The sequence below is a fragment of the Mammaliicoccus sp. K-M42 genome (genome assembly GCF_022386375.1).
GTDB lineage: Bacteria > Bacillota > Bacilli > Staphylococcales > Staphylococcaceae > Mammaliicoccus > Mammaliicoccus fleurettii.
The window spans coordinates 43507-66404 of record NZ_JAJNIS010000011.1; the positions used below are offsets into that span (position 1 = coordinate 43507).

Consider the following 22898-nt stretch of genomic DNA (forward strand, 5'->3'; position numbering starts at 1 on the left):
AAAATTAACTATATCATTCTAACATAAATTAAATAACTTCCGTATAACAAGATAACAAATGAATATTAATTTTTTGTAAAATTAGTTTTCTATAATTAGTATGTATATACCATTTTGCTGTAAAATACAAATATAATCATTATATTTATTGAAGAGGTAGTTAAAATGAAAAATGAAAATCCGTTGATATATTTACTAAAAAAAGTAGATTGGCCTAAACAAATGGTGTTTTGGGCAATGTTTCTATCTATACTAGGCAGTCTAAGTGGTTTACTTGTACCATTATTTACCGGGAAATTAGTGGATACATTTAATGCAGAAAATTTAGATTTACGCATGGTATGGCTATTTATAGGGATATTCTTAGCTAATGCTGTTTTGAGCGGTATAGGTACGTATTTATTAAGTAAAATTGGTGAGAAAACTATTTACTCTATTAGAGCAAAGCTTTGGCAACATCTCATCAACTTAAAAATGAGTTTTTTTGATAAGAATGAAAGTGGCCAATTAATGAGTCGTATTACTGATGATACGAATGTAATTAATTTATTTATTTCTGAAAAGGCGCCAAGCGTATTACCTTCTTTATTAACGCTGATTGGTTCTATTGTTATGTTGTTCATTCTCGATTGGCAAATGACACTCATTACTTTTATTATTTTACCGATTTTTATAGGCATCATGATTCCACTAGGGAAGAAAATGGGCAAAATTTCTAAAGAAACACAAACTGAAATTGCTAAATTTAGTGGATTGCTGGGTAGAGTATTAACTGAAATGAAGTTAGTGAAAGTAACAACTTCAGAAACAAACGAATTAGAAAAGACGAAAGTAACTTTATTAAGTATATATAATTTAGGTTTGAAAGAAGCTAAAATAAGAGCGATTATATCACCATTATCAGGAATTATAATGACGGTTACCGTCGCTATAATATTAGGATTTGGTGGAATAAGAGTATCAAGTGGCGCAATTACAGCAGGAACTTTAGTTGCGATGATTTTCTATGTTATACAATTATCAGCACCAATTTTAAGTTTCTCAATGTTCATTACGGACTATAAAAAAGCAGTTGGGGCAAGCGAAAGAATATATGAAATATATCAAGAAGAAATCGAAAAAATTGGGATAGATTCAAATCGTCCTGTAGCCGACCATCAAGACATAACATTCAAAAATGTTTCATTTGGATATGAAGATAATCTCGTTATTAAAGATTTATCATTATCTATCCATTCTGGAGAAGTTACAGCATTTGTAGGACCATCAGGATCAGGGAAAAGTACATTGTTCAGTTTAATTGAAAGATTGTATCCACTAGAGCACGGGGAAATATTATATGGTAACGAGTCTATACAAGATATATCTTTGAAATATTGGAGACAGAAAATTGGATATGTCATGCAATCTAATGCAATGATGTCAGGTACGATAAGAGATAATCTTACATATGGAATTAATGAAGCGGTAACTGATGAAACACTTATACATTATACAAAAATGGCACGTTGTTATGACTTTATAATGGAATTTCCACAAGGATTTGAAACAGAAATAGGAGAAAGAGGTACTAAATTATCAGGAGGACAGAGACAGCGAATAGATATAGCAAGAAGTTTCATTAAGAACCCTGATATTTTACTATTAGACGAAGCAACAGCTAATTTAGATAGTGAAAGTGAATATTATATTCAACAAGCATTGAATGAACTTATGAAAGATAGAACTACGATAGTAATAGCACATAGACTAGCAACAATAAAGAAAGCAAGTCAAATAATTTTCTTAGATAAAGGAGAAATTACCGGTGCAGGTACACATAGTGAGTTAATAACAACACACGATAAGTATAGACATTTCGTAAATACGCAAAGCCTAACGGAATAAAAATATAAAATTAAGAATGTAATAGAACTTGGTATATGAGAACAACTAAAAATCACAAAATAGAGTCTAGACAATAAATTGTCTAGGCTCTATTTTGCGAGTGGAGAAAGATACGGTGTGGGAAAGAACTTGGTTGTGGAGTTTAGATTGGGCTAACTAGCAGAATTCCGAATAGTGCTGCTTAGACACTAGTTCTTACGGACATTACTCAGAATTATGTCCCTAACACAATATTAAGTAGAAAATTAATTTTCAAATCAGTGACAATAATGTAAACGCAACCATTCAAGTAGATAAAGAGTTTGTAAAAAATCGTAAAAATCTATATAAAATTTATCGTGAATATTTCACATAATATGCGCTAAAGCTATTGACCCAGGGTTTTGGAGATGTTATATTTATATTGTGAAAAACATCACAAATATAAAAGATGCGCATCTTAAAAAATAAAAAAGAAAGAAGTTGTTCGTTGTGTTATTAAATAATATTAATCCATTAGATAATGTAACTTTATCAGCACTTGTCGCTAGTATACCGATTATATTATTTTTATTATGTTTAACAGTTTTTAAAATGAAAGGTATATATGCATCAATTACAACACTTGTCGTAACTTTATTAATTGCATTTTTTATATTTGATTTACCAAAAACTGTAGCTGTTGGTGCTGTAACTGAAGGGTTTTTCCAAGGTATTCTTCCTATTGGTTATATTGTTGTAATGGCGGTATGGCTATATAAAGTTTCTATTGGTACAGGTCAATTCAGCATTATTCAAGATAGTATTTCTGGGATATCTCAAGATCAGCGTATACAATTACTATTAATTGGATTTAGTTTTAATGCATTTTTAGAAGGTGCTGCTGGTTTTGGTGTTCCGATTGCAATTTGTAGTGTGCTATTAATTCAAATTGGATTTAGACCGTTACAAGCTGCAATGTTATGTTTAATTGCAAATGGTGCTGCTGGTGCTTTTGGTGCAATTGGTATACCAGTTGGAATAGTGGATAGTTTAGGTTTACATGGTAATATTACGGCATTAGAAGTTTCTCAAATATCAACACTTACATTGCCTATTATGAATTTCTTTATTCCTTTCTTATTAATTATGATTTTAGATGGATTAAAAGGTGTTAAAGAAATTTTACCGATGATATTAGTTGTAAGTTCAACTTATACAGTTTTACAAGTACTCATTACTTATTTCCAAGGTCCAGAACTTGCTGATATTATTCCACCATTATTATCAATGGTTGCATTAGCAATATTCTCAAAATTTTATCAACCTAAAAATATTTATAGAGTTACTGATCAAAAAGTTATGCAACCGAAAAAGCATTCTGTTAAAACGATCTTATATGCATGGAGCCCGTTCTATATATTAACTATTTTTGTCATGATATGGAGTGCGCCATTCTTCAAAGGATTGTTTGCAGAAGAGGGTTTATTATCATCATTAGTATGGAACATTAGTATTCCTGGAACATTAAATGAAATTACAAATAAATTAATTACATTAAAAATAGACATATTTAGTGCAACAGGTACTGCGATTTTAATATCTATTATCATTACAATTCTAATATCTAAACATTTTAAATTTAGTGAAGCGTTTAAATTATTAGGCTTAACAATTAAAGAATTATGGCTACCAATTTTGACGATATGTTTCATTTTAGCGATTGCTAAAATTACTACTTACGGTGGTTTAACAGGTGCTATGGGACAAGGTATTGCGAAAGCTGGTAGTGTATTCCCATTACTTTCACCTGTATTAGGTTGGATTGGCGTATTTATGACAGGATCTGTTGTTAATAACAATACGTTGTTTGCACCAATTCAAGCAACTGTAGCAAGTCAAATTGGCACAAGTGGCCCATTACTAGTTGCAGCAAATACTGCTGGTGGTGTAGCAGCTAAACTTATTTCACCACAGTCAATAGCAATTGCAACAGCAGCAGTAGGTGAAGTTGGTAAAGAGTCAGAATTACTCAAAATGACTTTGAAATATAGTATAGGATTTTTAATATTCATATGTGTGTGGACATTCATATTAGCGATGATTTTATAATAATAAACAGGGAGCGGTTATAATGAAACAATTTAAAGGAAACAAAGTTGTATTAGTAGGAAATGGTGCAGTAGGTTCTAGTTATGCATTCTCAATGATCAATCAAGGTATTTGTGATGAATTTGTCATCATAGATTTAGATAAGAAGAAAGTAAATGGAGATGTTATGGATTTAAACCATGGAACAATTTATGGTCCTTCTCCAGTCAAAGTAAAAGCAGGCGAATATAAGGATTGTAATGATGCTGATTTAGTCGTGATTTGTGCGGGTGCGGCTCAAAAACCTGGTGAAACAAGATTGGATTTAGTAGCAAAAAATATGAAAATCTTTAAAGCTATAGTCGATGAAGTTATGAGTTCTGGATTTGATGGAATCTTCTTAATTGCTACAAATCCAGTAGACATCTTAACTTATGCAACAATGAAATTCTCTGGTTTGCCAAAAGAACGCGTTATCGGTTCAGGTACAATTCTTGATACAGCAAGATTCAGATATTTATTAAGCGAAGAATTTGATGTAGCACCACAAAGCGTACATGCAAATATTATTGGAGAACACGGAGATTCTGAGCTACCTGTATGGTCACACGCAAATATTGCAGGTAAGCCATTAAGATCTATAATAGAAAAAGATGAAACACGTAAACATAGAATAGAAGAAATTTTTGTTCAAACTAGAGATGCAGCTTATGAAATTATTGAAGCAAAAGGTGCAACATACTATGGAGTTGCAATGGGGCTTATGCGTATTACTAAAGCAATTTTAAACAATCAAGATGTAGTGTTAACTGTTTCTGGATATCTAGAAGGTGAATATGGACATGAAGGTGTTTATATCGGTGTACCAGCTTTAATTAATAGATCTGGTATTAAAGAAATAATCGAAATGCCTTTAAACGAAGAGGAAAAAGCATTATTTGATAACTCTGTTAAAGTACTAAAAGATATACAAGCACCATTCGAAGTACAATTTTAATATAAAAATTTATCCTTGCAGGAGTGGGACGACGAAATCTTTTTATAAAACTAGATTTCTATCCCACTCCCTTTTTGTATTTGAAATAGGCATGTTGAGGGGATTTGCTGATTATGGTAGTATCTATATGTCTGCTGAAAAATAAAAAGGAGGTAAGGTCATGAAAAATAGATTATTACGAGATATGATATTAATACTAGTAGGATCATTCATATTTGCTACTGGGGTAAATGCCTTTATTATATCAGCTAATTTAGGTGAAGGTGGCGTAACCGGGGTTTCTTTGATTCTACTTTATGCTTATGATATTTCACCAGCGTGGTCAACGTTTATACTAAACGCTATTTTAATCGCGTTAGGGTATAAATTTTTAAGTAAGAGAAGTACAATTTATACAATAATAGCGGTTATTGCAATATCGGTATTTTTAGGTCTGACAGGTTCATGGGTTGTTGAGACACACGAAATATTAATTAACACAATCTTTGGCGGATTTATGGTCGGTCTAGGTATTGGTTTAATAGTGTTATCTGGCGGAACAACTGCTGGAACAACAATCCTAGCAAGAATAGCTCATAAATATTTAGATGTTAATACATCATATGCTCTTCTATTCTTTGACCTTATCGTAGTCATGTTCTCACTAACTGTAATGCCGTTAGAAAAAGCATTACTAACAGTGATATCTTTATACGTTGGTACTAAAGTTATGGACTTTGTTATTGAAGGTTTAAACCCTAAAAAAGCCGTAACCATTATATCTCAAAATCCTGATCAAATTGCTAAAATGATAGATGAGCAAATTGGAAGAGGATGTACGATTTTAAATGGTAGAGGATATTATTCGAAAAAAGATACGGATGTTTTGTATGTAGTAATTGCTAAAACGCAACTTTCTAGAACTAAACGTATGATCAAGAAATTCGACGAAAATGCATTTGTAGTTGTCCATGATGTGAGGGACGTACTCGGAAATGGTTTCCTTGTGGATGAATAATTTAAAAAAACAAGCTAAGAAAAAGGGGATTCTTAGCTTGTTTTTATTTGTCTCAAAAGTGAATATAACGTGAAAATATTCATTAAATGATAGAAAAAGACCCCATTAAATGTTATAATACATAGATATGAATGATGATAATGATTATCATTTACAAAAAAATACAAATAAGCATAATAAATAGAGTCTATTTTTAATAGAAAGAGGGTTCTTTATGAATCGTTTAACGGGAGAAGCCATTTCAATAGGTTATGGTGAAAAATTAATAGTTAATGATTTAAACTTAGAAATACCTGATGGTAAAGTAACTTCTATAATCGGTCCAAATGGCTGTGGTAAATCAACTTTACTTAAAGCATTAAGCCGTATTTTAAATGTACAAACTGGAGAAGTTTTACTTGATGGAAAGAACTTACATTCAACTTCTACAAAAGAAATTGCTAAAAAAATTGCGATATTACCTCAGTCTCCTGATGTTGCAGATGGATTAACAGTTGGTGAACTGGTTTCTTATGGACGATTTCCTCATCAAAAAGGTTTTGGTAGATTATCTAAACAAGATAAAGAGGAAATAGAGTGGGCTTTAAACGTTACCGGAACTCATGATTTTAAATATAGAGCAATAAATGATTTAAGTGGTGGTCAAAGACAAAGAGTATGGATTGCTATGGCGCTTGCTCAAAAAACAGATATCATTTTCTTAGATGAGCCAACAACATATTTAGATATTTCACATCAACTTGAAATTCTAGAACTTGTTCAAGAATTAAATAGAGAACAAGGTTGTACGATTATCATGGTTTTACATGATATCAACCAAGCAATACGTTTTTCTGACCATTTAATAGCTATGAAATCTGGAGAAATAGTTGCTCAAGGTCAAACAGAAGAAGTGTTAACAAACGAGATTTTAGAAGAAGTGTTTAACATTGATGCTGAACTTTCAACAGATCCTAGAACTGGTAAGCCAATGCTTGTAACATATAATTTACTATGTAAACATTACACAAAGTTATAAAAGGATGGCAGCCTGATGACTCAATCAAAAACAATTAAAGAAAATCGCTATCCTATTATTTTAACAGTTACAATTATTTTACTTGTAGCTGTTTTACTTCTGTCATTTTTATTCGGAGCAAAAACAACTTCGATTCAAATGGTTTATGATGCAATTTTCAACTATAATCCTCAAATAGAGGAACATAATATTTTAAGAGAAATACGAATTCCAAGAGAAATTGGAGCAGTTATTGTCGGAATGGCACTGGCAGTATCTGGAGCTGTAATGCAGGGGGTTACACGTAATGGCTTAGCTGATCCTGGCTTATTAGGACTTAACGCTGGAGCAAGTATGATGCTTGCACTAACTTTAGCAGTAATACCAAGTGCAGGGTACTTTACACTTATGCTTGCAGGATTTGTTGGAGCTGGAATTGGTGGGGTACTTGTAATGAGTGTCGGTTCATCTAAACGTGGTGGATTTAGTCCAATGAGACTTGTACTTGCAGGTGCTGCAGTATCTGCGCTATTGACTGCTGCAAGTGAAGGAATCGCATTAATATTTAAATTAAATCAAACATTAACATTTTGGAGTGTTGGTGGTGTAAGTGGTACAACGTGGAAACAACTTATGATTTCAACGCCGATAGTTGTTGTTATTTTAATAGTGTTAATTATGATGAGTAGACAACTTACAATACTTAGTTTAGGTGATACACTTTCAAAAGGTTTGGGACAAAATAGTACTGTTGTTAGGTATACGAGTTTAATTGCTACAATATTATTAGCAGGTATAGCTGTATCTATTGTAGGTCAAATTGCTTTTGTAGGCTTAATGGTTCCTCATATTGTTAGATTTATGATAGGGACAGATTATAAACGCGTTATCCCTTTATCAGCAGTATTAGGTGGATTTATTCTTCTATTTGCAGATATGATTGCGAGAATGTTAGGAGAAGCACCAATTGGAGCAGTTATTTCAATTATTGGTGTACCGTTCTTCCTTTATCTTGTAAGAAGGGACGGTAAAATATTATGATACATCCTAAAATAATTCGAAAACAACGCATAACTTTTACCATTTTAGTAGTCGTACTCATCGCATCAATGGGATTTGCGATGACAACTGGCGAATTTAAGATGTCATTTGTCCAATTTTTCAAAACAATTTTAGGTCAAGGTAACGAACTAGATACTATGATTTTGTATGAATTTAGAATGCCAAGAATGCTTATTACAATCTTAGCAGGAGCAAGCTTAGCATTGAGTGGTGCAATACTTCAAAGTATTACAAAGAACCCACTAGCAGAGCCTGGTATATTGGGTATTAATGCAGGAAGCGGCTTTATGATTACATTGTTTTTAGTAGTTGGTACTATCAAAGCAGGCGATTTTGTATATGTATTACCACTTGTAAGTATGCTAGGTGGTTTAGCTACAGCTATGGTAATATTCATCTTTAGTCATAAAAAAGGTGAAGGAATAAACCCAGTGAGAATGGTATTAATCGGTGTGGGTTTATCAACTGCATTAAGTGGGGCATCTATTACAATCATGTCTACTTTTGACCAAGATCAAATGGAATTTATAGCAAGATGGTTTGCAGGTAATATATGGGGAGACGAATGGCCATTCGTGTTTGCATTTGTACCTTGGTTAGCAATCGTTATGCCATTCTTGTTTTATAAAGCGAATGTATTAAATGTCTTAAGCACAAACGAACAAGTTTCAGTTGCTTTCGGTATTAATAATAATAAAGAAAGAATCCTTCTCGTATTCTTAGCTGTTGTGTTATCATCTGCAGCAGTTTCAGTAGCAGGGGGAATTGGCTTCGTAGGATTAATGGGGCCACATATTGCTAGAAGTATAGTAGGACCAAGACATCAACTATACTTACCAATAGCCGTGTTAAACGGTGCAATATTGTTAGTCGTAGCAGATACAATTGGTAAAATTGTATTGGAGCCTAATGGACTACCAGCAGGAATTATCGTTGCAATAGTTGGAGCACCATATTTCTTATATTTAATGCAAAAATCAACACATATATAAAATGCTTTCAATCTGAATTAATTCGGATTGAAAGCATTTTTTATTTTTGAATATAGTATACTAGTATACTGTACAGACTTAAAAAATCCAGTTTCAAATAAAATTTTAACTAAAAATATAAATTAAATATAAAATATTGTTTCCGAAATCATTTTAGGGGTATAACTATGAGTAGTAATAGAACTTTACATAGGAGGTGCAGTTGCCAGTGAGAAGATTAAAGAATTTTTTCCTAGGCTTGTTCATAATAGTAGTTGTAGGCACGCTTCTTTTTATGTACTTGGATATTAGCCAAATTAAGAGCTATCAACAACAGTTATTAAAATATAATTGGTTTGAACCTACATTGATTGCTTGTGCTGGCGTATTAATATTCTTTGGTTTACTAATGTTCTTTGCGACATTTAAACCAACACATAAGAAACCAGGCTTACACCGTGACTACGAGGATGGTCACATATATATTACGAGAAATTCAGTTGAAAAATGTGTTTATCGTACAATTCAAAAATACGATCAAGTTCGTCAACCAAATGTTGTTGCTAAACTTTATAACAAGAAGAACAAATCTTATGCAACAGTTAAAGCTGATTTCTTTGTAGTTTCAGAGACAGGTGGTATTCAAACATTAACTGATCGTATCAAATCGGATATTAAAGAAAATGTTGAACATTTCTCTGAAATACCAGTGAAAAATATCGAGATTAATGTAAGAGATCAGAAAACGAGTGATACAAGAGTGTTATAAGACAAGGATAGGAGGTTCCGGTTATGCCAAATGAAAATCAAGATCCGAATCAATTCATTAATTTTATTAAAGAATATAAATGGAGAATTATTGGTTTTATAGCGATGTTAATTTTAGCAGTTTTATTTTTAACTATTGGTTTTTGGAAAACAGTTTTAATTCTTGTCCTATGTTTAATAGGTGTGGGGCTAGGGTATATTAAAGACTGTACACAGCAGTTTTTAAATTTCCTTAACAGAATTAGTTAGACTGCTAAATATATAAATAAAAAAATTAAAACAAATTATAAACTAAGGGAGAGAATTTATTATGGCAAACGTAGACAACAACAAAGCAAAAAGCAGTTACAATGAACAAACTGGTGTAAACGAACAAGAACGTGAAGTTCAGCAACAACAAGCTCAAGCTCAAGAACCACAATTTTCAAATACATTATCTTTCTCAGATGAAGTAGTAGAAAAAATTGCTGGAATTGCTGCAAGAGAAGTTAAAGGTATTTTAGATATGAAAGGCGGATTTGCATCTAGCTTTACTGACCGTTTTACTTCTGGAAATAACGTAACACAAGGTGTAACTGTTGAAGTAGGAGAAAAACAAGCAGCTGTAGACTTAAAAGTTATTTTAGAATATGGTGAATCAGCTCCTAGAATCTTCAAAAAAGTGTCAGACTTAGTTAAAGAACAAGTTAAACATATGACTGGCCTTGAAGTTGTTGAAGTTAACATGCATGTTGATGATGTAATGAGTAAAAAAGAATACGAACAAAAAAACGCATCTTCTAATGAAGAAAACCAATCACAAAATGGTAAAGAATTACAATAATAGATATAAAAAAAGCGACCGGAAATTTTTCGGTCGCTTTTTATTATACTTGTTGTGATTTAGGTTTCTTTTTAAGTGTTAAGCAAATTAAAAATGCGATAAAGCTTAATACAGCTGCTACATATAAGCTTGACACGACATTAAAGTAAGATACAAAAATGCCTCCTAATAATGAACCTGCCCCAATTCCTGCATTTAAACTAGACATGTTCCAACTCATAGCAGCACTAGTATCTCCTTCTATTTGAGAGATAATACCTATTTGAATTGGTGGATTCGATCCCCATTGAACGATATTCCATAAGAATACACCTACTAGAGTAATAATTAATATAGGTAAAAATGATTGGAAAATAAGCATTAATACTGTGTAAGTGCTTAATGAAATTAACAACCATTTCTTGCTTCCTAATGAGTCTGTAATATATCCTCCTAATGATGTTCCAAGAATTGCACCAAGTCCCGCAACGAGCAATACAATGGAAACAATATTTAAGTCATATCCATAAATTGATAATAATGGACTGATATATGTTACGACAACATAATTAGCTGCAAGTATTAAGAAAGTGATACTTAAATATTTAACAATTTCAAGTTTGTCAATAATCTTATAGCCTTGATTTTGTTGAGATGATTCAACTGTATCTATTTTATTACTTGCTACATTAAATGCGATTAATATAATAGCTGCAACCCCGACAAGTGATATAAATACAAATGACATTCTCCAACCTACTAGGTCACCAATTTTTGTACCTAGTGGAACACCTAATACATTGGCGGCACTGAAACCTGTATACACGAGTCCGATCATTTTGCCTCGTTCACTTGGGTTAGAATATACGACAGTTAATGATAAAATCTTAACAACTATAATAGCTGCAGCGGCAGAAGATAATATTCTACCTAAAACTAATATTGTAAAATTAGGTGAGAAAGCGATGATACAGTTTCCTAATATGAAAATAGCCATGCTTACTAATAAGACGGTCTTTGGTGATATGTTCTTTGTGACTTTAACAAGTATTGGTCCACTTATCGCGAACGTTAATGCATAAACTGTTACGAGTTGGCCAACTATTGCTTCAGATACATTTAAATCTTTACTCATTAAAGTAAGAATCCCCGCAATCATCAATTCAACCATTCCTACGACAAATACGCTTAACATAAATGTGATTAATCGAGCTTTCGACATCATATAACTCCTTCTCTTTGACATATAATCATGATTATAACAGTGTGATTTGTAAAAATACAGATAAAATTTAATACCCGAACAATCGTAATGTCTGTACATATTTTATGTATAAAATTAATTGAAAAAGTGATAATCATCAATATATCATACGGATAATATTCAATTGATTGAATATTTAAAAATATTAAAGTTAAGATTTACAAAATTTTATTGCGTATTATTATCTCATTTCGCTTTTATTTTTCTAAAAATTAATGACAGCGCTTACATAAAAATATATAATAAAATTAGGGATGAATAGTATTGAATATTTATTAATTATTGTGTATAGTTAGTCTTGCGAAAAGGAGAGAAAGTATGAAACAATCGAGTGTTTTAGTGGGAAGGTTAAAATTTATAATATTATCATTATTAGGGATTTACCTCTTTTTAGTTCCAATAACAGTAACAGACGATAAAGGTAATCCAGAGACTAGTTTACCTGTTGCATTTTTAGCAAATACCGTTTTAGGTTGGATAGGGGATTATGCAGGATTAATTATTATGCTCTTAATATGTTTTTCTGCAGTGATGACATTAATTTATTCTACTGTATTTAGTAGTTCTACTAAGAGATCTATAACTAATGAGCTATTTAATGTGAATTGGATATGGGTTGTAATACGCATAATAGGTGCTATATTTGCCATTTGTATATATTTCGATTTTGGACCGGGCATTGTAGTGAACGAAAATACAGGTTTAATGGTTTATAATGATTTATTACCAACTTTACTAGCTGTATTTTTCTTTGCAGGTCTATTCCTTCCATTGTTGATGGACTTTGGTTTATTAGAATTTTTAGGACCAATGTTTGCACCTGTCATGAGACCAGTGTTTAAATTACCAGGAAGATCTACAGTTGATAACCTTGCATCTTTTATTGGCGATGGAACAGTTGGTGTTATGATTACAAGTCAGCAATACGAACAAGGGTTTTATACTAGAAGAGAAGCTACTGTAATAGCAACGACATTTTCAGTTGTGTCTATTACATTTGCGATTGTTATTGCTCAAACAATCGGTTTAATGGATTATTTCTTCCAGTTTTATTTATCAGTTATTATAGCTTGTATTGTTGCAGCATTTATAATGCCTAGAATTTGGCCGTTGAAGCAAATTCCTGATCAATATTCTGATGGAAGTACTGAACAATTAAACGAAAAAATACCTAAGACTCATAATCCTATTACATGGGGATTTGAACAAGCAACAGAAAAAGCAGTTAAATCACCAGGAGTAAAACAATTCTTTGTTAATGGTGTTAAGACAGTTTTAGATATGTGGTTAGCTGTACTGCCTGTTGTAATGACAATTGGTACTTTAGCAACAATTGTTGCAGAATATACACCAACATTCAGTATTCTTGGAGCACCGTTTGTTCCATTACTAGAATTAATGCAAATTCCATATGCTAAAGAAGCATCTGAAACATTATTAATCGGTTTTGCAGATATGTTCTTGCCATCACTACTCATTAGTGATGTACCAAGTGATATGACAAGATTTATTGTAGGTGCGTTAAGTATTTCTCAATTAATTTATTTATCTGAAGTAGGGGGCGTAATACTTGGTTCTAAAATACCAGTTAGCCTAGGGAAACTCTTTATGATTTATATTATACGTACAATAATTGCTCTTCCAATTATTGTTATACTAGCGCATATATTCTTTTAATAAAAATGTCGACAAAGTTTTAGACTTTGTCGACATTTTTTTATTCACATCAGTACTTTTTATTTTGGTTCGATAGTTGTTTCTACTTTTGCAATAGCAATCTCTGATCCTAACATTGGTGATTCACCTTTGTCTTTATTAGAATCGCCATCACGATTATGTGCTTGTTTGAAAGCATCACTATTTTTCCAAACTTCAAAGTCTTCTAATTCTTCCCACCACATGTTTACGTGTAATTCGTCGTTCTCTTCTATATCTTGCATATTCCAAGTTTCTACTTTAATGAAACCTTTCATTTCTTGCAAAGCGCCACCTTTAGTAAACATTGGTGCTAATTTTTCTGCATAACCTTTTTTTATTTTAATTCTGTTTGTTACTACATACATATTAATCGCTCCTATTCCTTTGGTGTAGGGTTTGTTGCCCAAATTTGTGCTGTCTTCATAAATGTTCTTGGTTGTAATTTCAATTGTGCTATTACAACGTCTGCTACATCTTCAGGGTGTGTCATTGTATCTTCTTGTAATTGAGTTTCACCTATCAAATCAGTAAGAACGGCTGATGGTGTTAAATAAGACACGCGAATATTATGCTTTCTCATTTCTTGCATAATACCTTCAGTCATTCCAATTACAGCATACTTAGTAGCAGAGTAAACACTGCTTGTAGCATTTGCTTTTAATCCAGACATAGATGCAATGTTTATGACATCACCACTTTTTTGTTTAACTAAGTAAGGTAATGATTCTTGTAATACATAGTAAATTCCTTTAACATTCGTTTCAAATAATTGATCGAATTCTGATTCACTAACTTCTAAAAATGAATTAGTTTTCATTATACCTGCATTATTAATAACAATATCAATTGAACCGAGTGCATGATATGAGTCTTCGATAAAGCGTTGGACATCTTTATGATGTGCTATGTTTGTTTCTTTATAAAAAACTTTAACGTCATATTGTTTTAATTCATTGGCAGCTTCTTTTAAAGTTTCGACATTTCTACTCGCTATTGCTACATTGACACCTTCACGAGCTAAAGCTATAGCAATAGACTTACCTATACCTTTAGAACCGCCTGTAATAATGGCGTTTAGCCCATTTAATTCTCTTAACATAATTAACATCACTCCTCATCCATATGTTAGCACGCATTGAAAATGTATCATAATATTTAATATGAATATGACATAAATAACACCGCGAAGTCGATTAATAAGGACTTCGCGGTGTTTATTTTAAATGATAGAAGATTCAAACTTACGCTTTCGTTAGTTCGTTATATACCTTCTTATCAGCATGTGTATAAATAATGTATTCTTTTTCACTTGTTTCAATGATCACGCGATTTGTTTTACCAAAAGTTGAACCAATTCTTACGATATGATCCTGATTTTCATTAGACAAAGCGTGAATATCCTGATCTTCCTTAATGTCTTTAATTTCATTATTTGGAATTGTAATATCAGCGACTCTCCATTGAATATGAACTTGATTGTTGTCTTTAGATACTCTCATTGCCATAACTAACACATCCTTTTGTTTGATGACTACATCATAACGCATTATGTATCCGTTTTCAACAGATAATAAAGAAAATGTGTCATGTTTTTTATTTAATATGTCATACTAATTAAATAAAGTATTTTTATGCAATATATTGAATAACTATTTACAAAGAGGATTTTGTATTGTAATATTATCTTTATAAATAAATAAGGAGCTGGTTTCATTGGGACGAAGATATCTATGTTAAAGGAATTAAATAAGACGAGTTTTTTAAAAGAAGTTGATTTTTCTAAAGAAGAATTAGAAACACTTATTGATTTAGCTATAGAATTAAAATTCAAAGAAAAGCATCAGATCCCACACCGTTTTTTAAGCGGAAAACATATTGCTTTATTATTTGAGAAACAATCTACAAGAACACGTTCTGCTTTTACAGTAGCTGCTACTAAAATGGGGGCGAATATTTCTTATCTTGGTAAAGAAGATTTACAACTTGGTAAGAAAGAATCTGTAGAAGATACAGCAATTGTATTAGGTTCAATGTTTGATGGCATTGCTTTTAGAGGTTATGAACAAAAAACTGTAGAAGACTTAGCAAAATATTCAAAAGTACCAGTTTGGAATGGATTGACGAATGAGTGGCATCCAACACAGATGTTAGCTGACTTTTTAACTATTAAAGAGCATTTTGGTACATATGAAGGAAAGACTTTGACTTTTATCGGGGATGGTCGTAATAATATTGCAAATTCATTGCTTGTAACAAGTGCGATACTTGGCGTAAATATCCATATAGTAGCGCCAAAAGAATTGCATCCTAATAAAGAAATTCAAGAGATGGCCAAATCACTTAGCGAAAAATCTCAAAGCGAAGTGTTAATTACGGATGATATTCAAGAAGGTATTTACGGAAGTGATGTCATATACACAGATGTATGGTGTTCAATGGGGGAAGAAGACAAACTTGAAGAACGCTTTGAATTATTAAAGGATTATCAAGTGAATCAGAACCTTATAAATTTAACAGGAAAAAATGATACTTTATTTTTACATTGCTTACCTGCCATTCATGATTTGAATACAGAAATGGGGGCACTCTGTTTCGAAAAATTTGGTGTAACGTGTATGGAAGTAACTGATGACGTATTCAGATCAGACTATTCTAAAGTATTTCAACAAGCAGAAAATAGAATGCATACAATAAAAGCATTATTAGCTACTACGTGTGGAGAAATATTTTAAAGTGAAAAAAGAGTGGGTGAGAAATCTTTTTATACAATTAGATTTCTCACCCACTCTTTTTTATTTAAAAATCTTTTATTAATTTCTTTCGATTACGATTGATTTCAACATATTTAGTATAGCTATAAAGAATTATACCTGCCCAAATAAATATAAATGTAATTAACTGGTCAACATCAAAATGTTCACCAAGTAGGAAAATACCTATAAAGAACATAAGAGTAGGACCGATATATTGAATGAACCCAGTTAGTGAAAGTGGTATTCTTCTAGCTCCAGCACTAAATAGTATAAGTGGTATTGCAGTTATTGCGCCAGACAGTAATAACCAACCACTAGAATGATTCATTCCAAAAGTAATAGCATCATTTTGTGATAAGTAGAATATATAAATAAGTGCTGCTGGTAATGTGACAATACATTCTATTGTAATACTACTAAAAGCATCGATATCTACTACTTTCTTAATTAACCCGTACAATGCAAAGGAAGTTGCTAAAAGTATCGATACGTACGGAAATTCACCGACTTGGAAAGTCATATAAATTACACCTATAAACGCTAGTGCAATTGCGATCCATTGTGCTTTTGAGAAACGTTCTCCTAAAAATATAAAAGCTAGGAATATACTCATTAAAGGATTTATGTAATAGCCTAAACTCGCTTGGAGCACGTGATGGTTATTAACTGCCCAAATAAATGTACCCCAGTTAACTGTAATAATATAACCTGCAGCAATAATCGCTAATAACATTTTTTTTTGCTTAAATAATTTAATTGTTGCATTTTTGAACATTGATAGTTGTTTAGTAAATGTTAATAACAACAACATGAATACAGCGGACCATATTATGCGGTGGGCTAGTATTTCGAATGGAACGATTTCATTTACGAGGTTCCAGTATATTGGAAGAATACCCCAGATTATATATGCGAAAGTTGCATACATAATACCTTTTTTAAATTCTGACATTGTTTATGACTCCCATTGTGATTGAATAACTTCTGCTTGATCGTGATAAATGTTTGAAGCAATATTTGCAAGTAATCTCGAAGTTCGATTATCAATATCGAATCTTGGTGATAGTTCTGCAATACTAATGCTTGTACTTTTATTTGAATTTGTAACTAACTGTAAAATTGTTTGTACAATTTGAGGTTGTAATCCCATTATACAAGGTGCACTAACAGCAGGTGCATAACTAACATCGATTGAATCTGTACATAATGTTATGAGTATTTCGTCGTATTCTTCAATAAATGAATTAATAGAAGTAATTGTTTCGATAGATAAATGACTACGTAGTTCATCTTCACGTATATACTGTACGCCATATTCATCAGCTCTTTCGAACAATGCTTTTGTATTACCATTTTTTTGTATACCTAATACAAAATAACCGACTTGGTCATCTTGATCTAAAATTTGTTTAAACATTGTTCCAGAAGAAGGTTGTTCATCATAATCTCTCATATCAAAATGCGCATCTATATTGATGATGCCTATTTTTTTGTTTTTATTAGCTCTTCTCACGCCTAAATAATGTCCATATAAAACTTCATGACCGCCACCAACAATGACTGTGAAATGGTTATGTAATAGAATTTTAGAAATTTTATCTCCTAGTTCTTCTTGTGCATCTTCCATTTTAGTTTTGTTGCAAATGACATTACCATAGTCTGTTAAATGTAAATATTCATTATGAATTGGTAAGGGACTCAATGACTTTCTAAAATGTTTAGGACCATCAACAGCTCCTGTTCTGCCATTATTTCTAGAAACACCTTCATCACATTCAAAGCCTATAAGCGCCATGTTTACTTGGTGCTCAAATTCTTTCTTTGGTTGAATATCATCTTTTTCGATATTAATCGAATTCACAATTTGATGAAATCTGAATGCAGAGCGTAAAGATAAGCTATCAGTTCTACCAGTCCATTCATCCTTTTTAACATCTTTATACATAACAAATACCTCCTACATGTTACAATAATTTTTACTAATATCAGTTTATCATGTATGATATTCTTATGTTTTAATATGTGCTTAATTATTTTATAAGAAAGAAGTGTCCTTAATGAGAGAAAAGAAAGAAAAAGCAAAAAGGCCGAGGAGTGATTCAATGAAATGGATTTATGGTCTCTTAACAGTTTGCTTAATATTTCTAGTAGCATGTGACAATCAATCTTCTAAGAATAATGAAACAAATAAAGAAAAGTCGTCAAATGTAAAAACAACAGAAGAAGATACAAATGAAGTTAAAACGAAAGAAGAAAAGCGTATTGACAATAAAACAGTAGAAAAAAATAAAGCTCAAAATAACAAAAGTATAGAAAATAATGAAAAGCAGTCTTCAGAAGAAATTCCAGTAGAAGAAAATGTGAACGGTGTTAAACCTAACAATCATACTGTACCTGAAGAATTCGATACAAAAGTATATAATACTGCAAGAAATTGTTTGTTAAATCAAGGCAATTCTCAAGCAGAGTGTGATGATGTAGAAAGTACAATAGAATTCACGAGAGCTTGGCAAAATTTAAGTCATGATGGTTATTTATGTAATGATGATGGTTGTACTTTGCCTAAAGATGATCAACATCAAGATAATAGTCAACAATCAGATCAAGATTCAAATTATCAAACAGATGAATTGAATACGAATGAAAATAATCATCGAGAAAATCACTCGAATAATAACAATCAACAATATAAAGATACGAATAAAGAACAACAAAAACAAAATCAATCAAATGAAACAACAAATGAAAATGCTAATAATCAAGAGAATTTAAATAAAGCAAGCTAAATAAAAAGCGTTCGTCTCTGTAGACGAACGCTTTTTACTGTGAAATAAGGGGGTTATTTCAACAATGGTATAGGGTTATGTTTAATATGACTTACAACTATAGTTTAACAGGCTTTTATTTCAAATCAATACTTTTGTGATTGTTTTCACAATTTCGTCATTTGAATTTATTTTTTGTGATGTACATCACGATAAAGTCACAAAGTGTTCGTATACTTGTTCGGTATTTTGTGGTAAAATAAATTAAAATGATTTTGAAAAGAGGAAAAATTAATATGACAGGAAAAACACATCTAGCTTGCGGTATATTCATCGGGTCATCATTAAGTATTTATTATGGAGAAGATGTTTTCACTTCTTTTACGATAGTTAGTTTATGCGGCGTTTCAAGTTTAGTTCCAGATATCTGCCATTTTAAAAGTAATATTGGAAAGAAGTTATTTCCAATTAGCTTTATTATAAGATTGATTTTTGGACATCGAACATTTACTCACTCCTTATTATTTTTATTTCTAATATTTTGGGGATTGAATACAATTTCTGCACCAGAACCTTATTTAGTGTCTATAATATTAGGTATGTTGTCTCATATTATTTTAGATATGTTAACGCCTAGAGGTGTGAAGTTATTCTATCCATTAGATGTTTCTGTTAAATTACCAATTGTATTTAAAACAGGTGGGGCAATTGATTTAAGTTTATCTTCTGCCTTTACGATTGTTACAATTATATTATGGTGGAAAGACATTTATCGTTTATTTATATAAATAACGAAAAGAGGCTGAGACAATTAATTGTCCCAGCCTCATTAATATTAATATGTTATTTTCCGAATTTACCTTTTAAATCTTCGCCTTTATCTTTAGCGAAGTCTTTACCTTTTTCTGTGTACTCATCTTTATTTTCGTTTACGTGGTCCTTACCTTTTTCAACTGCTTTGTCTTTTGCGTCGTTGAACTTATCTCCTAAACTCATAATAAAATCCTCCTTGGCCTATTATTAATAGGAATATTTTGTGTTTGAACCAACACATTAATATATTTACCCGTTTATTTTTTAAATAATCATTTTAATTATTATTTTTTTGTGATATTTTTAGACAAATCATTCTAAAGTCGTATAATGATAATGAGTCAAATATTCGGAGGTATTATAATGCTAGATGAAACAATGTTAAAACAACATGGACAAGAGCACTTTTTAGAGTATAGTAAAGTGATGAGTCAGAGTGAGAAAGAACAATTAGATTTAGATATTAATAGATTGGATTTAGATGAAATAAATGATTTATACCAAGATGTATATGTAAATAGAAAACACATTGAAGTTGCAGAAGATATAGAACAAGTTAATTTTGATGTAAAAAATCAATTTACGCTAGATGAGTTGAAGTCTTATAGATCATTAGGAATTAAGGCTATTAAAGAGGGGAAATTCGCTGTCTTATTAATGGCTGGTGGGCAAGGTACTAGATTAGGACATAAAGGTCCAAAAGGTACATTCTCATTTAATGATAAAAGTTTGTTTGAAAGACAAGCTGAACAATTACGTAATTTAACTGAAGAAGTAGGTACGCCAATTCATTGGTACATTATGACAAGTGATGTTAACCATAAAGATACGTTATCATTCTTCCTAGAGCATAAGTATTTTGATTATGACGAAAATTATATTCACTTTTTCAAGCAAGATCACATTGTAGCTTTAACTACGGAAGGTAAATTGATTTTAGACACTGATAAGCATATTATGCGTACACCTAATGGTAATGGTGGTGTGTTTAAATCATTAGAAAAGAATAATCTATTATCAGAAATGAAAGAGAATGGCGTTGAGTATTTATTCCTAAATAACATTGATAATGCATTAGTTAAAGTATTAGATCCAGAATTTGTTGGATATACTATAGAGAAAAATAGTGATGTTACAACTAAATCAATTAAAGCTTACGAAGATGAAAAAGTAGGTCGTATTGTTTCAGTTGATGGAAAAAAACGAGTGCTTGAGTATTCTGAACTAACTCCTGAAGACGTAAATAAACTTGATAATGCTAATATTGGTATTCATGTGTTTAAAGTTGATTTTCTAATTGATACAGCATCTAAACCACTTCCTTATCATTTAGCTGTTAAAAAACTTAAGCAATTAGATGAAGATTTCAGCGTAGTTGAAATTGAATCATTAAAGTTTGAATTATTCTACTTTGATATTTTTCAATATGCTCAAACTTTCGCTACACTTCAAGTAAATAGAGATATAGAATTTAGTCCTTTAAAAAATAAAGAAGGAAAAGATAGTATAGAAACAGCTCAAAAAGATTTAGAAAATAATCAACTTTTATAAAAGAGGTATATGAATGGATCAAATAAATAATACGCAGTCTCATCCTAGAAAAGACGGGAAAGTTAAAGAAGCATTTAAAGATATAATGCCACTCTCATTTGGAGAGGAAGTAGGAAATGCAGTTTCTCATGGTATACCAGCATTTTTACTTTTATTCTTCTTACCGTACGCAGCTGTTGAAAGCTATATTAATGATGGTGCACTTAAATCAACAAGTGTATCTATATACATTATTAGTATTATGCTTATGTTCTTATCATCAGCAGTTTATCATTCAATGTCTTCATCTTCACCTCAAAAGTATATTATGAGAATCATTGATCATAGTATGATTTATATAGCAATTTGCGGAACTTATACACCAATAGCTTTGTCATTAGTAGGTGGCTGGCTAGGCTGGGTGATTATGGCTGTTCAGTGGGGTATAACTATTTGGGGAATCATTTATAAATCTACAGCTAAAAATGTAAATCATAAATTGAGTTTGGCAATGTATTTAATTATGGGATGGATGGCTGTACTAATGTTGCCAACCATTATAAATAAGACATCTTTAATTTTCATGTTATTTATAATGATTGGCGGTATCAGCTACACGATAGGTGCATGGTTCTATGCTCAAAAAAATAGAAAGTATTTCCATATGATATGGCACTTCTTTATCCTTGTTGCATCTATATTTCATTTTCTAGCAATTATGTACTTCATGTAGGAGGTCAAAATGAATTATCGTTTGTATTATAGTGTCCTTACGATTATTATTTTAATACAAGGTTATTTCTTTTATTATTTTGTATTTAGTGATGGTAAACAAGGCGGTTTACAGTTTATGGGATTCGTTTCTCTAATATTTGGATTGATTTTAGTCTATGTCATAATAATGCTCGTTAAACATCAAAGAAGAAATAATAGCCAAAAATTCAATGAACATATTAAAAAAGGTGAACAAAGACGGTTAAAATAATTTTAATAAGGACGACCAACTAAGGAAATGTATAATTAGTTGGTCGTTCTTTTGTTAATTTTTGAAAAAAGGGGTAAATATACAATATAAGATAATTTATCGATATGAATAGGGGGACATGATCATGTCAGATGAAAGAAAATTTGAATCATTCAATCGTGAAAAATTAAATAAAGAAGAAGAAATACAAGGAGAAGCGGTCGAGGACAGAAGCGGTCATAAAATTGATCAAGCTGATGACAATTTCTTAGATATGAGTCAAAGTGAAATTAAAGGTAAAAATCAAATTGAAAAGAAATTATTAGAGAAATTAGATAATCTGGTGCAACAAGGTGCTACATTAGAAAAGCAAGAAGAAGTAACAGACTTGCACAGAGAATGGCTTACTTATAGTTGGCCGAACTATACAGAAGATAGACATTTAGAGATCATCAATATGTATGAAGCGGATAAAAGATATCGTGATTATTTTGGTGAGGATAGAACACAAGAATTGATATTAGCAGTTAAGCATGTATTGAAATAAACTGAGTACATGACCACGAAAAGTATGTGCAAAA

25 protein-coding genes are annotated in these 22898 nt (G+C 31.4%); 18 read left to right on the plus strand and 7 right to left on the minus strand.

The annotated features are described in order from the left end of the window. The first annotated feature begins 165 nt into the window (after nt 1-165). From LQ668_RS07665 to LQ668_RS07710, 10 genes are all read left to right on the plus strand, one after another. Complete coding sequence (locus LQ668_RS07665; RefSeq protein WP_107509442.1) at nt 166-1887, plus strand: ABC transporter ATP-binding protein; 1722 nt, start codon at nt 166-168, stop codon at nt 1885-1887. Nucleotides 1888-2358: 471 nt separating this feature from the next. Beyond that, the gene (locus LQ668_RS07670; RefSeq protein ID WP_107509441.1) at nt 2359-3957 is read left to right on the plus strand and encodes an L-lactate permease; all 1599 of its coding nucleotides are present in this window, start codon (nt 2359-2361) and stop codon (nt 3955-3957) included. A 22-nt stretch (nt 3958-3979) separates the two neighbouring features. Beyond that, complete coding sequence (locus LQ668_RS07675; protein ID WP_203153807.1) at nt 3980-4933, plus strand: L-lactate dehydrogenase; 954 nt, start codon at nt 3980-3982, stop codon at nt 4931-4933. A gap of 160 nt (nt 4934-5093) precedes the next feature. Beyond that, complete coding sequence (locus LQ668_RS07680; protein ID WP_078358096.1) at nt 5094-5930, plus strand: YitT family protein; 837 nt, start codon at nt 5094-5096, stop codon at nt 5928-5930. A 214-nt stretch (nt 5931-6144) separates the two neighbouring features. Further along, on the plus strand, nt 6145-6948 hold the full coding sequence (locus LQ668_RS07685; protein WP_115337129.1) for an ABC transporter ATP-binding protein: 804 nt from the start codon (nt 6145-6147) through the stop codon (nt 6946-6948). 15 nt (nt 6949-6963) lie between these two features. Continuing rightward, a complete protein-coding gene (locus tag LQ668_RS07690; RefSeq protein ID WP_078358098.1) occupies nt 6964-7968 on the plus strand; it encodes a FecCD family ABC transporter permease in 1005 nt (334 codons plus the stop codon). Further along, on the plus strand, nt 7965-8981 hold the full coding sequence (locus tag LQ668_RS07695; protein ID WP_078358099.1) for a FecCD family ABC transporter permease: 1017 nt from the start codon (nt 7965-7967) through the stop codon (nt 8979-8981). Before LQ668_RS07690 ends, LQ668_RS07695 begins: the two co-directional genes overlap by 4 nt. Before the next feature lie 208 nt (nt 8982-9189). Further along, nucleotides 9190-9729, plus strand: a complete 540-nt coding sequence (amaP, locus tag LQ668_RS07700; RefSeq protein WP_239700419.1) for an alkaline shock response membrane anchor protein AmaP — start codon at nt 9190-9192, stop codon at nt 9727-9729. A gap of 23 nt (nt 9730-9752) precedes the next feature. After that, the gene (locus LQ668_RS07705) at nt 9753-9977 is read left to right on the plus strand and encodes a DUF2273 domain-containing protein (protein WP_025906323.1); all 225 of its coding nucleotides are present in this window, start codon (nt 9753-9755) and stop codon (nt 9975-9977) included. 61 nt (nt 9978-10038) lie between these two features. Next, on the plus strand, nt 10039-10551 hold the full coding sequence (locus LQ668_RS07710; protein WP_107509439.1) for an Asp23/Gls24 family envelope stress response protein: 513 nt from the start codon (nt 10039-10041) through the stop codon (nt 10549-10551). A gap of 43 nt (nt 10552-10594) precedes the next feature. Here LQ668_RS07710 and LQ668_RS07715 read toward each other — a convergent pair whose 3' ends face one another. Continuing rightward, nucleotides 10595-11752 (minus strand): MFS transporter, encoded by a 1158-nt coding sequence (locus LQ668_RS07715; protein WP_107509438.1) that lies wholly within the window; start codon nt 11750-11752, stop codon nt 10595-10597. A 360-nt stretch (nt 11753-12112) separates the two neighbouring features. On the opposite strand from LQ668_RS07715, the gene LQ668_RS07720 reads away from it, so the two are divergent. Further along, entirely contained in the window at nt 12113-13471 is a 1359-nt protein-coding gene (locus LQ668_RS07720) for a YjiH family protein (protein WP_078358103.1), read from the plus strand. Nucleotides 13472-13530: 59 nt separating this feature from the next. On the opposite strand, the gene LQ668_RS07725 is transcribed toward LQ668_RS07720, so the two are convergent. From LQ668_RS07725 to LQ668_RS07735, 3 genes are all read right to left on the minus strand, one after another. Then, nucleotides 13531-13857: a heme oxygenase gene (locus tag LQ668_RS07725; RefSeq protein ID WP_078358104.1), complete on the minus strand. Its 327-nt coding sequence runs from the start codon at nt 13855-13857 to the stop codon at nt 13531-13533. Nucleotides 13858-13868: 11 nt separating this feature from the next. Then, nucleotides 13869-14591 carry an SDR family NAD(P)-dependent oxidoreductase gene (locus LQ668_RS07730; protein ID WP_107509933.1) on the minus strand — a complete coding sequence of 241 codons (723 nt, stop codon included), beginning with the start codon at nt 14589-14591 and terminating at the stop codon, nt 13869-13871. Between the two features lie 142 nt (nt 14592-14733). Next, nucleotides 14734-14997, minus strand: a complete 264-nt coding sequence (locus LQ668_RS07735) for a SunI/YnzG family protein (protein WP_078358106.1) — start codon at nt 14995-14997, stop codon at nt 14734-14736. A 225-nt stretch (nt 14998-15222) separates the two neighbouring features. Here LQ668_RS07735 and argF point away from each other — a divergent pair, with 225 nt between their 5' ends. After that, complete coding sequence (gene argF, locus LQ668_RS07740; RefSeq protein ID WP_078358107.1) at nt 15223-16224, plus strand: ornithine carbamoyltransferase; 1002 nt, start codon at nt 15223-15225, stop codon at nt 16222-16224. 64 nt (nt 16225-16288) lie between these two features. Here argF and rarD read toward each other — a convergent pair whose 3' ends face one another. Next, nucleotides 16289-17197, minus strand: coding sequence for an EamA family transporter RarD (gene rarD / locus LQ668_RS07745; protein WP_119634294.1), 909 nt, complete (start codon nt 17195-17197; stop codon nt 16289-16291). A gap of 3 nt (nt 17198-17200) precedes the next feature. Next, the gene (gene hutG, locus LQ668_RS07750) at nt 17201-18190 is read right to left on the minus strand and encodes a formimidoylglutamase (RefSeq protein ID WP_107509931.1); all 990 of its coding nucleotides are present in this window, start codon (nt 18188-18190) and stop codon (nt 17201-17203) included. A 157-nt stretch (nt 18191-18347) separates the two neighbouring features. Between hutG and LQ668_RS07755 the strand changes: the two genes are divergently transcribed. Both LQ668_RS07755 and LQ668_RS07760 read left to right on the plus strand, forming a co-directional pair. Then, nucleotides 18348-19031 (plus strand): hypothetical protein, encoded by a 684-nt coding sequence (locus tag LQ668_RS07755; protein WP_119634295.1) that lies wholly within the window; start codon nt 18348-18350, stop codon nt 19029-19031. Nucleotides 19032-19306: 275 nt separating this feature from the next. Continuing rightward, the gene (locus LQ668_RS07760) at nt 19307-19798 is read left to right on the plus strand and encodes a metal-dependent hydrolase (protein ID WP_078358111.1); all 492 of its coding nucleotides are present in this window, start codon (nt 19307-19309) and stop codon (nt 19796-19798) included. A gap of 55 nt (nt 19799-19853) precedes the next feature. On the opposite strand, the gene LQ668_RS07765 is transcribed toward LQ668_RS07760, so the two are convergent. Then, nucleotides 19854-20006 carry a hypothetical protein gene (locus tag LQ668_RS07765; RefSeq protein WP_169711986.1) on the minus strand — a complete coding sequence of 51 codons (153 nt, stop codon included), beginning with the start codon at nt 20004-20006 and terminating at the stop codon, nt 19854-19856. A gap of 180 nt (nt 20007-20186) precedes the next feature. Here LQ668_RS07765 and LQ668_RS07770 point away from each other — a divergent pair, with 180 nt between their 5' ends. The 4 genes from LQ668_RS07770 to LQ668_RS07785 all read left to right on the plus strand — a co-directional run bounded on the left by LQ668_RS07770 (nt 20187) and on the right by LQ668_RS07785 (nt 22864). Beyond that, entirely contained in the window at nt 20187-21374 is a 1188-nt protein-coding gene (locus tag LQ668_RS07770) for a UTP--glucose-1-phosphate uridylyltransferase (RefSeq protein WP_239775958.1), read from the plus strand. A 13-nt stretch (nt 21375-21387) separates the two neighbouring features. Next, nucleotides 21388-22086 carry a PAQR family membrane homeostasis protein TrhA gene (gene trhA, locus LQ668_RS07775; protein ID WP_078358113.1) on the plus strand — a complete coding sequence of 233 codons (699 nt, stop codon included), beginning with the start codon at nt 21388-21390 and terminating at the stop codon, nt 22084-22086. A 9-nt stretch (nt 22087-22095) separates the two neighbouring features. Next, the gene (locus LQ668_RS07780; protein WP_078358114.1) at nt 22096-22338 is read left to right on the plus strand and encodes a hypothetical protein; all 243 of its coding nucleotides are present in this window, start codon (nt 22096-22098) and stop codon (nt 22336-22338) included. A gap of 124 nt (nt 22339-22462) precedes the next feature. Beyond that, on the plus strand, nt 22463-22864 hold the full coding sequence (locus LQ668_RS07785; RefSeq protein WP_107509929.1) for a TipAS antibiotic-recognition domain-containing protein: 402 nt from the start codon (nt 22463-22465) through the stop codon (nt 22862-22864). Nucleotides 22865-22898: the final 34 nt, after the last annotated feature.

What these genes read in the sequence shown, in the direction of transcription:
- LQ668_RS07665 (WP_107509442.1), top strand. Translation starts at nt 166, where the DNA reads ATGAAAAATGAAAATCCGTTGATATATTTACTAAAAAAAGTAGATTGG.
- LQ668_RS07675 (WP_203153807.1), top strand. Translation starts at nt 3,980, where the DNA reads ATGAAACAATTTAAAGGAAACAAAGTTGTATTAGTAGGAAATGGTGCA.
- LQ668_RS07680 (WP_078358096.1), top strand. Translation starts at nt 5,094, where the DNA reads ATGAAAAATAGATTATTACGAGATATGATATTAATACTAGTAGGATCA.
- LQ668_RS07685 (WP_115337129.1), top strand. Translation starts at nt 6,145, where the DNA reads ATGAATCGTTTAACGGGAGAAGCCATTTCAATAGGTTATGGTGAAAAA.
- LQ668_RS07690 (WP_078358098.1), top strand. Translation starts at nt 6,964, where the DNA reads ATGACTCAATCAAAAACAATTAAAGAAAATCGCTATCCTATTATTTTA.
- LQ668_RS07695 (WP_078358099.1), top strand. Translation starts at nt 7,965, where the DNA reads ATGATACATCCTAAAATAATTCGAAAACAACGCATAACTTTTACCATT.
- LQ668_RS07705 (WP_025906323.1), top strand. Translation starts at nt 9,753, where the DNA reads ATGCCAAATGAAAATCAAGATCCGAATCAATTCATTAATTTTATTAAA.
- LQ668_RS07710 (WP_107509439.1), top strand. Translation starts at nt 10,039, where the DNA reads ATGGCAAACGTAGACAACAACAAAGCAAAAAGCAGTTACAATGAACAA.
- LQ668_RS07715 (WP_107509438.1), bottom strand. Translation starts at nt 11,752, where the DNA reads ATGTCGAAAGCTCGATTAATCACATTTATGTTAAGCGTATTTGTCGTA.
- LQ668_RS07720 (WP_078358103.1), top strand. Translation starts at nt 12,113, where the DNA reads ATGAAACAATCGAGTGTTTTAGTGGGAAGGTTAAAATTTATAATATTA.
- LQ668_RS07725 (WP_078358104.1), bottom strand. Translation starts at nt 13,857, where the DNA reads ATGTATGTAGTAACAAACAGAATTAAAATAAAAAAAGGTTATGCAGAA.
- LQ668_RS07730 (WP_107509933.1), bottom strand. Translation starts at nt 14,591, where the DNA reads ATGTTAAGAGAATTAAATGGGCTAAACGCCATTATTACAGGCGGTTCT.
- LQ668_RS07735 (WP_078358106.1), bottom strand. Translation starts at nt 14,997, where the DNA reads ATGGCAATGAGAGTATCTAAAGACAACAATCAAGTTCATATTCAATGG.
- argF (WP_078358107.1), top strand. Translation starts at nt 15,223, where the DNA reads ATGTTAAAGGAATTAAATAAGACGAGTTTTTTAAAAGAAGTTGATTTT.
- rarD (WP_119634294.1), bottom strand. Translation starts at nt 17,197, where the DNA reads ATGTCAGAATTTAAAAAAGGTATTATGTATGCAACTTTCGCATATATA.
- hutG (WP_107509931.1), bottom strand. Translation starts at nt 18,190, where the DNA reads ATGTATAAAGATGTTAAAAAGGATGAATGGACTGGTAGAACTGATAGC.
- LQ668_RS07755 (WP_119634295.1), top strand. Translation starts at nt 18,348, where the DNA reads ATGAAATGGATTTATGGTCTCTTAACAGTTTGCTTAATATTTCTAGTA.
- LQ668_RS07760 (WP_078358111.1), top strand. Translation starts at nt 19,307, where the DNA reads ATGACAGGAAAAACACATCTAGCTTGCGGTATATTCATCGGGTCATCA.
- LQ668_RS07765 (WP_169711986.1), bottom strand. Translation starts at nt 20,006, where the DNA reads ATGAGTTTAGGAGATAAGTTCAACGACGCAAAAGACAAAGCAGTTGAA.
- LQ668_RS07770 (WP_239775958.1), top strand. Translation starts at nt 20,187, where the DNA reads ATGCTAGATGAAACAATGTTAAAACAACATGGACAAGAGCACTTTTTA.
- trhA (WP_078358113.1), top strand. Translation starts at nt 21,388, where the DNA reads ATGGATCAAATAAATAATACGCAGTCTCATCCTAGAAAAGACGGGAAA.
- LQ668_RS07780 (WP_078358114.1), top strand. Translation starts at nt 22,096, where the DNA reads ATGAATTATCGTTTGTATTATAGTGTCCTTACGATTATTATTTTAATA.
- LQ668_RS07785 (WP_107509929.1), top strand. Translation starts at nt 22,463, where the DNA reads ATGTCAGATGAAAGAAAATTTGAATCATTCAATCGTGAAAAATTAAAT.